Origin of the sequence: Pseudomonas sp. W5-01, from assembly GCF_046540435.1 — a bacterium.
Lineage (GTDB): Bacteria > Pseudomonadota > Gammaproteobacteria > Pseudomonadales > Pseudomonadaceae > Aquipseudomonas > Aquipseudomonas graminis_B.
The window spans coordinates 284027-298864 of sequence record NZ_JAXCIP010000002.1 but is presented as its reverse complement, the minus strand read 5'-3'; the positions used below and the strand labels follow the sequence as shown (position 1 = coordinate 298864).

Sequence of the window (14838 nt, the reverse complement as noted above, 5' to 3'; positions counted from 1 at the left end):
AGTCAGCACGACCGGCTTCAGCCGGGATTGGACGCAGAGCGTCCGGGGCGGCGTTGCCACGCGGAGCTTGGGAATTACGGGAATCAAGGATGCGCATTACGCCCGACTAACCTATTTGTCGAAAGATACAACCGTGATTTTTCCATTCTCAGGGTTCACGGAATAACTCACTCCATTCCAGTTGCCCGCAATAAGATCGTGGTTCTGGCCTATGTTGATATTCACATACGGCTTGTCTTCTTGAGTTCCATGGGGGCTTTCTTCTATCTGCCAGAGAACTTCGCCCTCATGGCTAATCCCATAAACATTTCTGTTGAAAATGACACCGGCTGGAGGTTCGACGCGAACGATGATTAGATCATGATAAGCAAGTGCCTCTTCTACAGGATGCGGAAGATTGAATGTTCGGTTGCCGATGGTAAGTTTTCCGTGGACTATCACAAATGCAATGTTATTCATTGGCCAAGCCTTATGGTGTTTTTAAACGCGGAGGTGGGCAGTCGTTGAAGCAGCTCGTACTGCGTGGCGTTACCCATCCCACCAAAAACTGGATTCACCACTCCGGTCCTGATCCGGGTCCCGGCTGGAACAGATACTTCTGACATGAAGGTGGGGAGCTCAGGAAGCGCGAATTTAGACTTTATTTCCGCTGCTGTAAGCCCTTTTATGGCCTCTGATTTCATCATCCACGAGCGCGCCATATTCGTCTCTCCATGTACCCTTACATAGACGTCATCAACAGTGGATGTAAATTCTGTCACTCGGGTGCCAGGTCTATAAGGTGGCGACCAACCTTCAGGATACGTCGAGTTCACTTCAGCTGCGGAGCGAAACTCAATATCTGTTCTTTTCGCATACTTGCCAGGCGCAATGTTCTTTGAAGGCTCGATATCCGGCTCTGCCACTTTCGCTGAAGGATTCGTCTCATCGACACGCAACTCGGGATTGGAAAGCATCTTTTGCTGATTTCGCTCAAGCCAAGCCGCCAGCTCTCTGTCAGGCATTCCGGCCCGCAAGCTTGCACTTCGTGTGGCGACGGTTTCCATGGTGTTGAGCACACCACCCACTATCCGCCCGCGATTGAGGTAACTGACGATAGCCGTGAAGAGAAGCAACACCAGTTGTTCCTGACCACTTGCGAGCTGCCGCGCTGCACGACCAAGGCGTTCGTCTATCATGGCTGCGGAACCACCTGTAGGATCTAACCCCGCTGGCGTTAAATCATCCTCGGCGCACCACGCCATAGTTACGCCTTCGTACAAGGCGATTACGCAAGGCATCAGTCCTCGGCAAAAGTATTCACTTATGGCTGCCAAGCCAAGAGCCATCAGGATTAGGTTGCCCACCTGCAAGCCAATGCTCCCACCAATCATGGCTCCGGGCGCCGCACCTGCACCAAACGCCACAGACCCTGCAATGCCGCCTGCAAGGGTCCCGACCGCGACGCTCCCACTCACAATCATTACGACTTCTCGAATTAACTGCATTAAGACCGGAAGAATCTTTTCAATTTCGATCGATGCCCACTTTCGCGTCAGGTCAGCATGAACAATTGGGTAGGACATGGCCACTGCGAGCCGTAAAGAGTCAATGTGGCTGCCGCCCGCGTAGCCGTAAGCCGTCGTAGCGGCACTGCCGATACGACGAGTGAATCCGTCCCAGCTATCGTTTGCGCTTTGCAAACCATGATCGATGCTCTGATTTATCTCGTTGAATCTATGATCGAGGTTTCGCTCCACGTCATCCCAACTTGGAACGTTTTTTAGAAGATCTATTTATTACCTCAGCCCTTTGCAAAGAGTGGTAGTTGCCTCCAATGCGGGTTTGAATTTACCGAAAGCCTACGCCTAAGCTAGAAAACCATTTAGCCGGAGACGTCGAATGCCTCAAGCCGCACCGATACCATAGTCATCACCCCGGGTGCATGCGGCAATTGCTCCATGCAGAGATCCTAGCCCTGCATAATGCTCCGCAGTTTAACAAGCTTTTCGAGAGATTCGAGTTTTGTGCCAAAACCGGCGCCGTCATCGACACCCGCCCCCACGCCCTGCGCCGGGTGCTGGTCAACCTGACTGACAACGCGTTGAAGTTCGGTGGGGCGGCAGACATCCAAGTCAATGCCCACGCCGACCAGAGCCTGTCGCTGCACGTGCTCGACCGCGGGCCGGGGATTGCTGAAGGGGAATTCGGAAGTGCTGAAACCGTTTTACCGCGTGGAAAGCTCACGCAACCGCGACACCGGCCTGGGCCTGGCGATTGCGCAGCAATTGACGATCGCGTTAGGCGGCACGTTGAGCCTGACCAACCGCGAAGGGGGTGGGTTGTGCGCGCAATTGAAACTTCCCGCGCGGATAGCGACGGGGGCGGTGAAGATCGCGGATATTTAGAGGGTGGTGACGATGAGCATCCCTGGTGGGACCGGCTTCAGCCGGGAAGAAGCTGGTGTGAGCGCTGAACATTCTGCAGTGTGACGCCCGGCGCATTCCCGGCTAAAGCCGGTCCCACTGAAAGCACCGCGTGCAGTCAGCCCAACCAGCTTCGACCGGGATTGGACGCAGAGCGTCCGGGGCGGCGTTGCCACGCGGAGAGTGGGAACGATCGGATTGTGGGTCCATCCGGCGAATGCGCCGTGATCGATGGCCTGTTCCCGGCTAAAGCCGGTCCTCCAAAAATTGCGGTTGGCGCCGGCACCATTGGCACACCGCACCCGCGTAGGACCGGCTTTAGCCGGGAAGGCGTCGGCCGCTGCACCGCAAAACTCGCAGCCTCACACGTCAATATCCAGCAGCGCCGCGCCCAGCGCCTTGCCGTGGGCATCGAGGGCCAGGGATCGTGTGACGCCGCCCTTCAAAATGCCCGGGAGCACAAAATTCAGCGCATGCACCTTCGGCAGTTCATACCGAAACACCCGAGAGGCATCGTCCCCCAGCAGCTCGGCGAAATGCGCAGCCACCCGCTCGACCGTCAGCGCCTGCAGCAACCGCGAATAGTCTTCCGCGTTGAACGCGATGACCGAAATATTCGAGGTATCGCCTTTGTCGCCGGTCCGGGAATGGGCCAGCTCGCGCAATTTCACACTACTCACGATGCGTCCTCCAGATGAACCTGCGCCTTGACGGCATCCCGCGGCAAGAGCAGCGACGCCACTGCCACTACTTGCCGCACGCCCTTGGTCGCGCCGCCGCCGCCATACGGCCCGTTGGTGTAGAGGGTTTCCACTTCATTGCCGATGCGCACGGCCTCGGCTTTGTCTGCACAGCGAGCGGCGACCCGCAGGCGCACTTCCCATGGCTCGGCCGCTGCCCGCGAACCCAGCGCCGCACCGTGCAACGCGTCCACGCCGATCAGTTCGGCGCGCACGTCCTCAAAGACCACGCCGGTCAGCTGCAAACGCTCCAGCACCACGTCCCGCGCCAGTTGCGCCCGGGCCAGGGCGCCGGGGCCGCCGTAGGAAATCTGCCCCTCGCCGATCCAGCCGTCGAGATAACCCACCGACACCTTGAGCGTCTGCGGACGCGCACGGCCGTCGGCGCCTTCAGCCCGCACTTCGTTGGTGGCAACTGGATGGAACGACACACCGGAAAAATCCGCCGTCACGTCCGGGGTCAGGTACGCCGCCGGGTCGTGCACTTCATACATCATCTGCTCGGTGCAGGTGGCGGTGTCGATGCGCCCGCCGGAGCCCGCGACCTTGCTGATCACCGCCCTGCCCTCGGCGTCGACTTCCGCCAGGGGAAACCCCAGGCGCGCCAGATTCGGCACCTCTTTCACACCCGGATCAGCAAAGTAGCCGCCGGTGATCTGCCCGGCGCACTCCAGCAGATGGCCGATCAAGGTGCCGCGTCCCAGCCGCGTCCAGTCGTCTGCTGCCCAGCCGAACTCAAAGAGCTGCGGCGCGAGAAACAACGACGGATCGGCAACCCGGCCGGTGATCACCACATCGGCATCGGCCCTCAGCGCCTCGACAATTCCCTCGGCGCCCAGGTACGCATTCGCCGAGATCAACCGATCACCCAATGAAGCAATCGTCGCGCCGTTATCCAGTACCTGTTCAGGGCTCGCATTGAGCACAGCGAGCACGTCATCCCCCGTCACCGCCGCGACCTTCAGCCCGTGCAGCCCCAACTCGACCGCGATGCGCCGCACTTCCCCCGCGGCCGCCAACGGATTGGCCGCGCCCATGTTGCTGATCAGCCGCAGTCGACGCTGCCCCGCCTCTCGCGCCGAGCCCAGCCCAAGCCCCACGAACGGCAGCACGCGGCGCATGCGCTCGCTCAGCAGCGGGTCAAAACCGGCTTCGGGATCGCTGAGCCGCGCCTGTTGCGCCAGGGCAATGGTGCGCTCGGCCAGGCACTCGAAAACCAGATAATCCAGTTCGCCCTTCTCGGCCAGCTCGACCGCAGGCTCGATACGGTCACCGGAATAACCGGCCCCGGAGCCGATACGTAATGTCTTCATTTAAAACACTCCCAGCAGCAGTGCGGTCAGGGTCATCAGCACCGATGCGGCAAACAGAAACGGAATGGTGAAGCGCTGGTGGTCAGCCAGCTCGACCTTGCACAGGCCGACCAGCAGAAAGGTCGCCGGTGTCAGCGGGCTGACCGGGAAGCCGGTGGTGTGCACGCCCAGCAGCGACGCCTGGGCCACTTGCAGCGGATCGACGCCGAGGGAGCGGCCGACTTCGGCGATCACCGGCATCACCCCGAAATAGAAGGAATCGGGATCGAACAGCAGGCTCAGCGGCATGGACAGGAAGCCCACCACCATCGGAATCAACTTGCCATGGCCGGCCGGAATCTGCGCCACCGCCACTTCGGCCATGGCCTTGAGCATGCCGGTGCCCTGCATGATCCCGGTGAACACACCTGCCGCCAGAAGAATGCTGGCCATGGTCAGGGCCGTTTTTGCGTGGGCATCGATGCGCGCGCGCTGGGCGTCGACGTTGGGGTAGTTGATGCACAGCGCCAGCACCGTGCCGACCATGAACATCACCACCGGGTCGACCCAGCCAGAGATCATGATCCCCATGACCGCGATGGTCAGCAGCAGGTTGAGCCAGAACAGACGCGGCCGCCGCAGCACCGCTTCCTGCTCCGTCAGCACCCGCTGCGGCATCACATCGATGTGCTCGGCGGTGTTTTGAAAGCGGCCCAGCCCCAGGCGCTTTTCCTCACGACGCCCGAGCATCCAGGCGCAGAAGAAGACAAACGCCAGGCCGACGATCTGCACCGGAATCAGCGGCTGGAACAGCTCGGATACCGGCACGTGCAGTGCCGCCGACGAGCGCAGCACCGGCCCGGTCCACGGCAGGAAATTCACCCCCGCCGCCATCGCCGCAACGCAGGCCAGAATCCGCCGGTCGATGCCCAGCCGCGTGTACAGCGGCAGCATCGCCGGGATCGTCACCAGAAAGGTCACCGCGCCGGAACCGTCGAGGTGCACCAGCAGCGCCAGCAGTGCGGTGCCAACGACAATCCGCGTCGGACGCGTGCCCACCGTGCGCAGGATGCGGTCGATGATCGGGTCGAGCATGCCGGCGTCGGTCATCACCCCGAAGAACAGAATGGCGAAGACGAACATGCCGACCACCGGGGCGACGTTCTTGATGCCGGTGATGATGAAGCCGCTGGTTTGCAGCCCGAATCCGCCGATCAGCGCGGCGATGATGGGCAAAGCAATCAGGGCAACCAGAGGCGAGAGGCGCTTGCTCATGACGGCGGCGAGCAGGCAGAGGATGGTAATGACACCGAGGGTGGCGAGCATGGTGTGATCCTTCGTCATCCCTGACCGGCGGGCGGCGGGACGAGCTGTTGTTGTTTTCATCGAGTATCGAAACGGGGGTAAGCTTTGTAAATTGAAATGTTCGGCGCCCTGCGTTCGGAAAAACCGAATCAACTGCCGTGACGAAACCGTGGAAAACAACGCCATGAAGAACTCGATCCAGCACATCCGCGCCTTTCTCACGGTTGCCCATACCGGCAGCTTTGCCAAAGCGGCGCTGGAGCTGAACCTGTCGCCGTCCGCCCTGACCGTGCAGATCCAGCAGCTGGAAGAATGGCTCGGCGTCGCCTTGCTGGAGCGCAGCCCGCGCCAGGTCAGCCTGACCGCTGCCGGCCAGAACAATCGCGGGCCCATGGAGAAACTGCTGCTGGACCTGGACAACATCGTCAGCGGCTCCCGGGATCTGGCGGCACTGCGCCGGGGCGTGGTGACCATCGCTGCCCTGCCGTCGATGTGTTCCGGCACGCTGCCGCCGCTGCTGAAGGCCTTCCGCGAGCAGTTTCCCGGTGTCGAGGTGCGCCTGCGTGACGTGGTGGCGCAACGGATCGATGCGCTGGTGCGCGAGGGCGAAGTGGATTTCGGGCTGGGGGTGCGGGCCCGCATGGGTCACGGCCTGGCGTTCGACGTGGTGATGGTGGACCGGCTGAGCCTGTTCGTGCCCGCAGATCATCCGCTGGCACGGGAGCGCTCGGTCACCCTGCAGGCGCTTGCCGGGCAGCCGATCATCCTCACCGGCCGCGACAGCAGCGTGCGCGAGCGGGTGGAACAGTTATTTGCCGAAGAAGGGCTTGTGCTGACGCCCGGGCTGGAAGCGAACTACATGTCGACGGTCATGGCGCTGGTGCGGCAGGGCCTGGGGATGACGCTGCTGCCGGAATCCGCCGACGAAGGCCGCGGCGATTTGACGCAGGTACGGGTTGAGCATCCTGGGGTGTGTCGGGAGATCGGGTTGATTACCCGCGCCGGATCGGACCTGAGCCCGGCAGCCCAGCGCTTTGTCGAGACGCTGAAAACCGCGCTGTCACCGCAAAACCCGTAGAGAATTCCCGTCGGCCGGCAAACACCAACCCCTGTGGGAGTGAGCTTGCTCACGAAGACGGCATTCCAGCCGCCGAACCTTCAGTGGATGTACCAGCCTCTTCGCGAGCAAGCTCGCTCCCACAACTCATCTATCTGCAGCAGTGTTGATGGGTAGCAAGCCGGGTCCTACAGTCCGCGATTACCCGTGCCTGAACCCCACCTGAACACCTGCACAACAAGCAGGGTTTTGCAAAAAAACCAGTACACCCATTCAATAATGAGTATCATTATGTTACACAATGGCTGAATGCGAATGGCTACATGACGCATTCACGTCGCACACCCTATCAGATCTGCACCGGTGATAAATGCTCGTTCCTTTTTTGATCATGCTGCGCGAAGGGATTGAAGCCGCGCTTATCGTTGGCATCATTGCCAGTTACCTGAGACAGACCGGCCGTGGCGAGTGGATGCCCGCGGTGTGGATCGGCGTGTTTCTGGCCGTCGCCCTGGCGCTGTTCGTCGGCGGTGGCCTGGAAATGGTCAGTGCTGAATTCCCGCAAAAGCAGCAGGAACTGTTCGAAGGCATTGTCGGCCTCGTCGCCGTGGTGATACTCAGTTCGATGGTCGTGTGGATGCGCAAAGTCGCCCGCTCGGTCAAACATGACCTGCACCAGTCCCTGGACGCTGCGCTGGCAGGGTCGAGAAACCAGACCTACGCGCTGATCGGCATGGTGTTCTTCGCCGTCGCCCGCGAAAGCCTCGAAACCGTGTTCTTCCTGCTCGCCGTGTTCCAGCAGAGCGAAGGCATGTCCGGCCCGCTGGGTGCGCTGTTCGGCCTGATCATCGCGGTGTGCATCGGCGTCGGCATCTACAAAGGCAGCATGCGCCTGAACCTGAGCAAGTTCTTCCGCTACACCGGCCTGTTCATCCTCGTCGTCGCGGCGGGCATTCTCGCCAACTCGGTGCGTTCGCTGCACGAAGCCGGGGTCTGGAACCACTTCCAGGACGTGGTCTTCGACATCAGCGCGATCCTGCCGATGGACGGCCCGACCGGTTCGGTGCTGGCCGGCATGTTCGGTTATCAGGATGCGCCGACCGTCAGCGTGCTGGTGGCGTACCTGGCGTACCTGATCTTTGCGCTGTTCCTGTTCTTCAAGCCTCAGGCGCGGGTGGTGAGTCTGCCTACCCGCCCGGCCCATGAACACGGCCACACTTCTTCAGTTACGAATTCAGTTACGAACAAATAAGGGCACTCATGAACTCCACTGCCAACGGCCTTCCTCCGAAGAAAGCCAAGCCCCCACGCGCCCTGCAGTTCGCCGTTGCAGGCTCGGTGATTCTGATGATCGCCGCCGGCGCCATGTTCTACTTCGCCTCCCAGGCCGCGCAGAAAAAGCGCATCGCCAACAGCGGCAATGAAACCGTCGTGACCATCAACGCGAAGAGCTGCGAGCCGAACTCGATCACCGTGCCGGCCGGCAAGAACGCCTTCCGCATCGTCAACGCCTCGGATCGCGCCGTGGAGTGGGAAATCCTCGACGGCGTGCTGGTGGTGGAAGAACGCGAAAACATCGTTCCGGGCCTGAGCCAGATCATCAACGCCAACCTGCAGCCAGGCGACTACGCGATTACCTGCGGCCTGCTGAGCAACCCGCGCGGCACCCTGCACGTGACGCCAACCGCTGAGTCGGACGCCGCCGCCAAAGCGCGGCCGTCGATGGTCGCCTTCATCGGCCCGCTGTCCGAATACCGCGTCTACTTGAGCACCCAGAGCAGCGCGCTGATCCGCGCAACGAACGATCTGCAACAAGCCATCGACAGCCGCGATCTGGCCCAGGCGCAAAAAGCCTACGCGCCGGCCCGTGCCGCCTATCAGCGTATCGCCCCTGCAGCCCAGCGCCTGTCCGAGCTGGACAACGCGATCAACGCCCGCGCCGACTACTACGAGAAACGCGAACAGGATCCAGGCTTCGGCGGCTTCCACCGCCTCGAATTCGGCCTGTTCTCGCAGAAATCCGTCGATGGCCTGACGCCGGTCGTGCAGAAGCTGCAAGCCGACATCGCCAGCCTGAAACAGCAACTGTTGGCCCAGAGCATCGCCCCGGAGCAACTGGCGAGCATGGTCGTGCGCAACATGCGCAGCATCGCCGAGGTCCGCAACAACGGCGAAGAAGAACGCTACAGCCACCTCGACGTGAACGGCTTTGCCGCCAACCTGGAAGGCACGCGCAAGGTCATCGACCTGCTGCGTCCGCTGCTGACCAAGACGTCCGGCGACGTGCTGAAAAAGATCGACACCGCGAGCACCGCACTGGATGACCAGCTGCTGATGCTCAAGACCGCCGACGGCTTCAAACCGTACGACCAGGTCAGCACCGAACAACGAAAACAAATAGCAGACAAGGCCAAGGCACTGGCCGACGCACTCGATGGAATCGATCCGGCCCTCGGCCTCTCAGGCCTGTGAGCGTGCCCGGGCGGGCGCCCCACGCGCCCGCCTGGCCTTGAAACCAGAGCGAAGACAGCATTCACATGAAAGACTCCGATTCAAAAAACGCGCCGATCTCTACTGACCGTCGCCGCGTCCTGCTGGGCCTTGGCGCTGCAGGCGCAGCGGTGGCCGGTGCCAGCCTGACCGGTAACGCGTTCGCCGCCACCGCGCCGGCGCAGGTCACCGAAGCACCGAAAAGCGAAAAGACCCAGGACCACAACGCGTTCCACGGTCAGCATCAAAGCGGCATCGTCAACCCGCGCCCTGCGGCAGGGATGTTGGTTTCCTTCGACGTCCTAGCGCAGGATCGCGAAGACCTTGAGCGCATGTTCCGCACCTTGAATGAGCGGATCACGTTTCTCATGACCGGCGGGGCCGTGCCCCAGGTCGACCCGAAACTGCCACCGCTCGATTCCGGCATCCTCGGCCCGGTGGTCACGCCGGACAACCTGACCATCACCGTGTCAGTGGGTGACTCGCTGTTCGACGACCGCTTTGGTCTCGAACCCGTCAAGCCCAAGCGTTTGCAGCGCATGGTCGGTTTCCCCAACGACGCGCTGGAAGCCGAGTGCTGCCACGGCGACTTGAGCATTCAGTTCTGCTCGAACGCCCCGGACAGCAACATTCACGCCCTGCGCGACATCGTGAAAAACCTGCCGGACCTGCTGCTGGTGCGCTGGAAACAGGAAGGCACCGTGCCTGCCCAGGCCCCGCTGAAACCCGGTCAGGCGCCGGAAAGCGCGCGCAACTTCCTGGGTTTCCGCGACGGCTCCGCCAACCCGGATTCGAACAACCAGAAGACCATGAACGAGCTGGTCTGGGTGCAACCGGGCAGCGACGAACCGGCCTGGGCCGCCAATGGCAGCTATCAGGCGGTGCGCATCATCCGCAACTTCGTCGAGCGCTGGGACCGTACCCCGTTGCAGGAACAGGAAGCCATCTTCGGCCGGGTCAAAACCACCGGCGCGCCGATGGACGGCAAGACCGAAGCCGACGTCCCGAATTACCACAATGACCCGGCAGGCAAGATCACCAAGCTGGATTCACACATCCGCCTGGCGAACCCGCGCACGGCGGAGACTCAGCGCAACCTGATCCTGCGTCGCCCGTTCAACTACTCGAACGGCGTGAACAAGAACGGTCAGCTCGACATGGGCCTGCTGTTCATCTGCTATCAGGCGGATCTGGAGAAAGGCTTTATTACCGTGCAGACACGCCTCAACGGCGAGCCGCTGGAGGAGTACCTGAAGCCGATCGGCGGCGGTTATTTCTTCACCCTGCCGGGCGTGGTCGACAACAACGATTTCATTGGCCGGTCGCTGCTGGCCGCCTCTGCCCAGACAACAAAAACTGCCTGACACCCTTACCTCACAGGAAGAGCTCTATGAAAAAGTCGCCTCTCGCGTTGTTGCTTACCTTTGGCGTATTGCAGACATCGATGTCCGCGTTCGCTGCCACCGCGCCGCTGGACTTGGTCACGCCGGTTTCGGACTACAAAATCTACGTGACGGAAAACGTCGACACCCTGGCCGCCGACACCCAGAAGTTCACCGACGCGATCAAGAAAGGCGACCTGGCGACGGCGAAGAAGCTGTTCCCGACCACGCGTCTGTCGTACGAGTCGATCGAGCCGATCGCCGAGCTGTTCAGCGACCTGGACGCGTCGATCGACTCCCGTGAGGACGATCACGAAAACGGCGTGAAGGCCGACGATTTCACCGGTTTCCACCGTCTGGAATATGCGTTGTTCTCGCAGAATTCGACCAAGGATCAGGGCGTGTTCGCGGACAAGCTGCTGGCTGACGTGAAAGAGCTGCAGTCGCGTATCGCGGACATGACGTTCCCGCCGGAGAAGGTGGTAGGCGGTGCGGCTGCGCTGATGGAAGAAGTGGCGGCGACGAAGCTGTCGGGCGAGGAAGATCGTTACAGCCACACTGATCTGTATGATTTCCAGGGCAACGTTGACGGGTCGAAGAAGATCGTCGATCTGTTCAAGCCGCAGTTGGAGCAGTCGGACAAGGCGTTCGTGGCGAAGGTGGAGAAGAACTTTGCGACCGTGGACAAAATCCTGGCGAAGTACAAGACCAAGGACGGTGGCTACGAGACGTACGATAAGGTGAAGGAGCAGGACCGCAAGGCGCTGGCGGGTCCGGTCAATACGCTGGCTGAAGATCTGTCGCAGATGCGCGGAAAATTGGGTTTGAACTGATTTAGATGCGCTGAAAAGCCCGTTTGCCGAGAGATTGGCAATCGGGCTTTTTTATGGGCGCGCCGTTTGTTGGATTGGAGCTCTATCCATTATTTGTGTTTGCTGAAGTTATGGTTCCGCCCTTACGGCGGGTCACTTTTGGCAAAAGCGCCCCAAAAGTAACCAAAAACGCTTTGCTCCCGGTTGGGCCCGACTTCGTCGGGTTCCTTCACTCCGGCCTCGCTCCGTGCGCCCGCGCCGAACGGGCATCCATGCCCTGACGGCGCTCTCGCCGCATCCATGCGGCTCGGCCCACTCCGCAAGACCTGCGTTCAGCCTGCACCCAAGTCGCGATTGGCGGTGTTTGAGCCTTTTGCGTATTAAGATCAAAAGCAGATCAAGGGCTTCCCGGCTAAAGCCGGTCCTACGGTGACCGCGGTGTTTGTAGGACTGGCTTTAGCCGGGAATGGACGCGGAGCGTCCTCAGATGCATACCCACGCAGAGCGTGGGCACCATCAGAGGGAATGAATGCGGTGTCAGTAGGACCGGCTTCAGCCGGGAAGAGGCCAGCCCAGGCGCCAGCAATTTTGCTGACCGCACCCCCATCCTGTGGAGCGAGCTTGCTCGCGAATGCTGCATTTCAAACACCAATTATTTGACGGCTGTACCAATGCCTTCGCGAGCAAGCTCGCTCCCACAAGTCCCCAGTATCCTCAGACCGCAATCCGCTTTTGATCTGCTTCTGATCTGCTTCTGATCTGCTTCTGATCTGCTTCTGATCTGCTTCTGATCTGCTTCTGATCTGCTTCTGATCTGCTTCTGATCTGCTTTTGATCTTCATACGCAAAAAGCCCAGACACCGCAGAACGCGACTTGGGTGCAGGCCGAACGCAGACGACGCGCAGTGGGCTGAGCCGCATGGATGCGGCGAGAGCGCCGTCAGGACATGGATGTCCGTTCGGCGCGGGCCCACGGAGCGTCGTCGGAGTGAGGGAACCCGACGAAGTCGGGCCAAACCAGGAGCAGGCACCCTTGGTTACTTGGGGTGCTTTTCCAAGTAACTCGCCGAAGGCGAAACCCGAGGCCGTTAGGCCGACGCTTGTGATCTTGATCTTGATCTTGATCTTGATCCTAAAAAGCCCGGGCTCAAATCCCGCTAAACCAGTTGTACCCCTGATCCTCCCAATACCCCCCGGGATAATCATTGCTCACCACAATCTCAACGATGTGCTTCGGATTCTTGAACCCCAGCTTCGTCGGCACCCTCACCCGCAACGGATAACCATACTCCGGCGGCAGCGCCACCTCGGCAAAATCAAGTGCCAGCAGCGTCTGCGGATGCAACGCCGTCGGCATATCCAGACTCGAGTAATACCGATCCGCGCACTTGAACCCGACAAACTTCGCCGTCGTATCTGCCCCCACATGCTCCAGGAACGTGCGCAACGGCACACCGCCCCACTGCCCGATCGCGCTCCAGCCTTCCACACAGATCAAGCGGGTGATATCACTGCGCTGGGGCAACTTACGCAATCCCTCCAGCGTCCACGGCGCCTTGTCGCGCACCAGCCCCGACACACCCAGCTTCCAGTCCGCCGTGTCCAGCTCCGGAATATCATCCTCGCTGTAAAACGCATTGAACGGGAACGGATTACGGACCTGATCCTTGGTGAACGTCGGCGCCAGCTTCTGCCCGCTGAACAGCCAGGCCTGAATCCGATCGTTCCAGCGCGACATGCTCCACAGCACCTTATCCACCTGATCGCCGTCCTGCAGGTTGCAACCGGTGAGCATCGCCATCGCGCCCACGGTCAGCCCGCCTTTCAGGAAATGCCGACGCTGCAGGCTCTCCAGCTGGATCTGCTGGGCCGGCTCCAGTTTGATGCGCGCAATGGCGCGTTTCTTAGGCTCAATCATGCTCGACCTTCCCGCTCTCAATCCCACGCGTACCGCCGGTGATCATCGGCATCAGGGTTTTCGGCACCATCAGCACCAACGCCAGATGCACCACCACGAACGCGCCAATGAACGCCATCGCCGCAAAATGCACGTACCGGGCGAAGTCGTAGCCGCCGAACACGGCAGTCAATTCCTGCAACTGAATGGGCTTCCAGATCGCCAGCCCCGTCAGCACGATCAACACGCCGGCGGCCAGCACCAGCCAATACATCAGGCGCTGCACGGCGTTGTAGACGCCCTTCTCGTGCTTGAGTCGAAAACGCAGGGCATCGAGCATGTCGCGCTTGACGGCCTTGGGGGTGACCGGCAGGAAGTCGCGCTTGAAATGCCGGGTGAACAGGCCGTACAGCACGTAGATCAAGCCGTTGATCACCAACAGCCACATCACTGCGAAGTGCCACGCCAGCGCGCCGCCCAGCCAGCCGCCCAGGGTGAAATCCCGGGGGAACGTGAAGCTGAACAGCGGCGATGCGTTGTAAATGCCCCACCCGCTCATGAACATGCAGACCATGCCGAAGGCATTGATCCAGTGCGTCAGGCGGATGGGCCATGGATGAATTCTGGTTTTTTTCATGGTGCGAGACTCATCACGGATTCGGTGAAAGCGGCGCCGTGAGACGCCGCAACCCGCTTACATCGGCGGCTGGAAGCCGTCTTTGCCGACCGCGACACCGCGTGCGGTCTTGCCGTCTTCGCCCGGGAACACGACGATTTTCGCGCCCTTGACCAGCTCATCGACCTTGCCCGACTGCACGTAGGCAATGGGCACGTCTTCCGGCACGACCAGCTGCTTCTCGCCGCCTTTGTAGCCGACGCTCAGGGTACGGCCGTTGGCCTTGCCGCTCAGCTTGCCGACGGTGCCATTGGTCATGGTGCCGGTGGTGCCGTCAGCGTTTTCCCAACCGTAGTGGCCTTCACCGCTGCCTTTCAGGCTCGGTTCGAACACCGTCACTTCCAGGGCCTTCAGCGTGCCGTCGGGCTGTGGGGTGGCGGCGGAGCCGATGAAGCTGTCCGCTTTGATCGACGCGATGTCGGTCTTGGAGACCAGACGGATGCCGGTCTTGTCGGTCAGGCCAATGCTCTGATGGGCGCCGGAGCGGGTGGTGAAATTCAGGGTGTTGCTGTCGACGCTGTCGACCGTCCCGCGCAGTGGCTTGACCACCGGCATGTCACCGGCGGCCATGCCGGCGGCGGATGCCATGACGGCGGCGCTGAGCATCAGCATGCCGAACGTGGTGGTCAGGGCTGTCTTCATCTTCATCGGTGGATTCCTTCAGGCAGTTGGGGAAAGGTGAAGCTGAGGGTCATGTGTGTTGCATGAAGGCCATCCTGTACCCGCAACCGGCACCCGACAATGACCGCCCGATTACATTTTTGTCATTCAAGCACACCAGC

13 protein-coding genes and 1 pseudogene are annotated in these 14838 nt (G+C 60.9%); 6 read left to right on the top strand and 8 right to left on the bottom strand.

The window, feature by feature from the left end; all coding sequences use genetic code 11:
- Positions 1–111: 111 nt before the first annotated feature.
- Together SLW75_RS06705 and SLW75_RS06700 are read right to left on the bottom strand one after the other, a co-directional pair.
- The gene (locus tag SLW75_RS06705) at positions 112–459 is read right to left on the bottom strand and encodes a hypothetical protein (protein WP_410933972.1); all 348 of its coding nucleotides are present in this window, start codon (positions 457–459) and stop codon (positions 112–114) included.
- Positions 456–1739 (bottom strand): DUF6861 domain-containing protein, encoded by a 1284-nt coding sequence (locus tag SLW75_RS06700; protein ID WP_410933971.1) that lies wholly within the window; start codon positions 1737–1739, stop codon positions 456–458. The genes SLW75_RS06705 and SLW75_RS06700 overlap by 4 nt, the downstream gene beginning before the upstream one ends.
- 272 nt (positions 1740–2011) lie before the next feature.
- On the opposite strand from SLW75_RS06700, the pseudogene SLW75_RS06695 reads away from it, so the two are divergent.
- Positions 2012–2387: pseudogene (locus SLW75_RS06695) on the top strand (ATP-binding protein); the annotation flags it as partial.
- A 380-nt stretch (positions 2388–2767) separates the two neighbouring features.
- Here SLW75_RS06695 and SLW75_RS06690 read toward each other — a convergent pair.
- Genes SLW75_RS06690 through SLW75_RS06680 form a run of 3 tightly spaced genes read right to left on the bottom strand, consistent with a single transcriptional unit; the run spans position 2768 to position 5928 of the window.
- Positions 2768–3085 (bottom strand): hypothetical protein, encoded by a 318-nt coding sequence (locus SLW75_RS06690; protein WP_410933970.1) that lies wholly within the window; start codon positions 3083–3085, stop codon positions 2768–2770.
- Positions 3082–4458 (bottom strand): acyclic terpene utilization AtuA family protein, encoded by a 1377-nt coding sequence (locus SLW75_RS06685; protein ID WP_410933969.1) that lies wholly within the window; start codon positions 4456–4458, stop codon positions 3082–3084. Before SLW75_RS06685 ends, SLW75_RS06690 begins: the two co-directional genes overlap by 4 nt.
- On the bottom strand, positions 4459–5928 hold the full coding sequence (locus SLW75_RS06680; protein WP_410933968.1) for a CitMHS family transporter: 1470 nt from the start codon (positions 5926–5928) through the stop codon (positions 4459–4461).
- Here SLW75_RS06680 and SLW75_RS06675 point away from each other — a divergent pair.
- From SLW75_RS06675 to efeO (SLW75_RS06655), 5 genes are all read left to right on the top strand, one after another.
- Complete coding sequence (locus tag SLW75_RS06675) at positions 5927–6820, top strand: LysR family transcriptional regulator (RefSeq protein WP_410933967.1); 894 nt, start codon at positions 5927–5929, stop codon at positions 6818–6820. The two genes, SLW75_RS06680 and SLW75_RS06675, sit on opposite strands and share 2 nt — an antisense overlap.
- A 349-nt stretch (positions 6821–7169) precedes the next feature.
- The gene (gene efeU / locus SLW75_RS06670) at positions 7170–8051 is read left to right on the top strand and encodes an iron uptake transporter permease EfeU (protein WP_410933966.1); all 882 of its coding nucleotides are present in this window, start codon (positions 7170–7172) and stop codon (positions 8049–8051) included.
- Positions 8052–8059: 8 nt separating this feature from the next.
- Entirely contained in the window at positions 8060–9271 is a 1212-nt protein-coding gene (gene efeO, locus SLW75_RS06665; protein WP_410933965.1) for an iron uptake system protein EfeO, read from the top strand.
- A gap of 65 nt (positions 9272–9336) precedes the next feature.
- Entirely contained in the window at positions 9337–10653 is a 1317-nt protein-coding gene (efeB, locus tag SLW75_RS06660) for an iron uptake transporter deferrochelatase/peroxidase subunit (RefSeq protein ID WP_410930718.1), read from the top strand.
- Positions 10654–10679: 26 nt separating this feature from the next.
- Entirely contained in the window at positions 10680–11504 is an 825-nt protein-coding gene (gene efeO, locus SLW75_RS06655) for an iron uptake system protein EfeO (protein WP_192130107.1), read from the top strand.
- 1126 nt (positions 11505–12630) lie between these two features.
- Here the strand turns inward: efeO (SLW75_RS06655) and SLW75_RS06650 are convergent.
- The 3 genes from SLW75_RS06650 to SLW75_RS06640 are packed head-to-tail and all read right to left on the bottom strand — an operon-like array spanning position 12631 to position 14698.
- On the bottom strand, positions 12631–13401 hold the full coding sequence (locus SLW75_RS06650) for a molybdopterin-dependent oxidoreductase (RefSeq protein WP_410933964.1): 771 nt from the start codon (positions 13399–13401) through the stop codon (positions 12631–12633).
- Positions 13394–14017: a cytochrome b/b6 domain-containing protein gene (locus SLW75_RS06645; protein ID WP_192130106.1), complete on the bottom strand. Its 624-nt coding sequence runs from the start codon at positions 14015–14017 to the stop codon at positions 13394–13396. The genes SLW75_RS06650 and SLW75_RS06645 overlap by 8 nt, the downstream gene beginning before the upstream one ends.
- A 57-nt stretch (positions 14018–14074) precedes the next feature.
- Complete coding sequence (locus SLW75_RS06640) at positions 14075–14698, bottom strand: hypothetical protein (RefSeq protein WP_192130497.1); 624 nt, start codon at positions 14696–14698, stop codon at positions 14075–14077.
- Between the last annotated feature and the right edge of the window lie 140 nt (positions 14699–14838).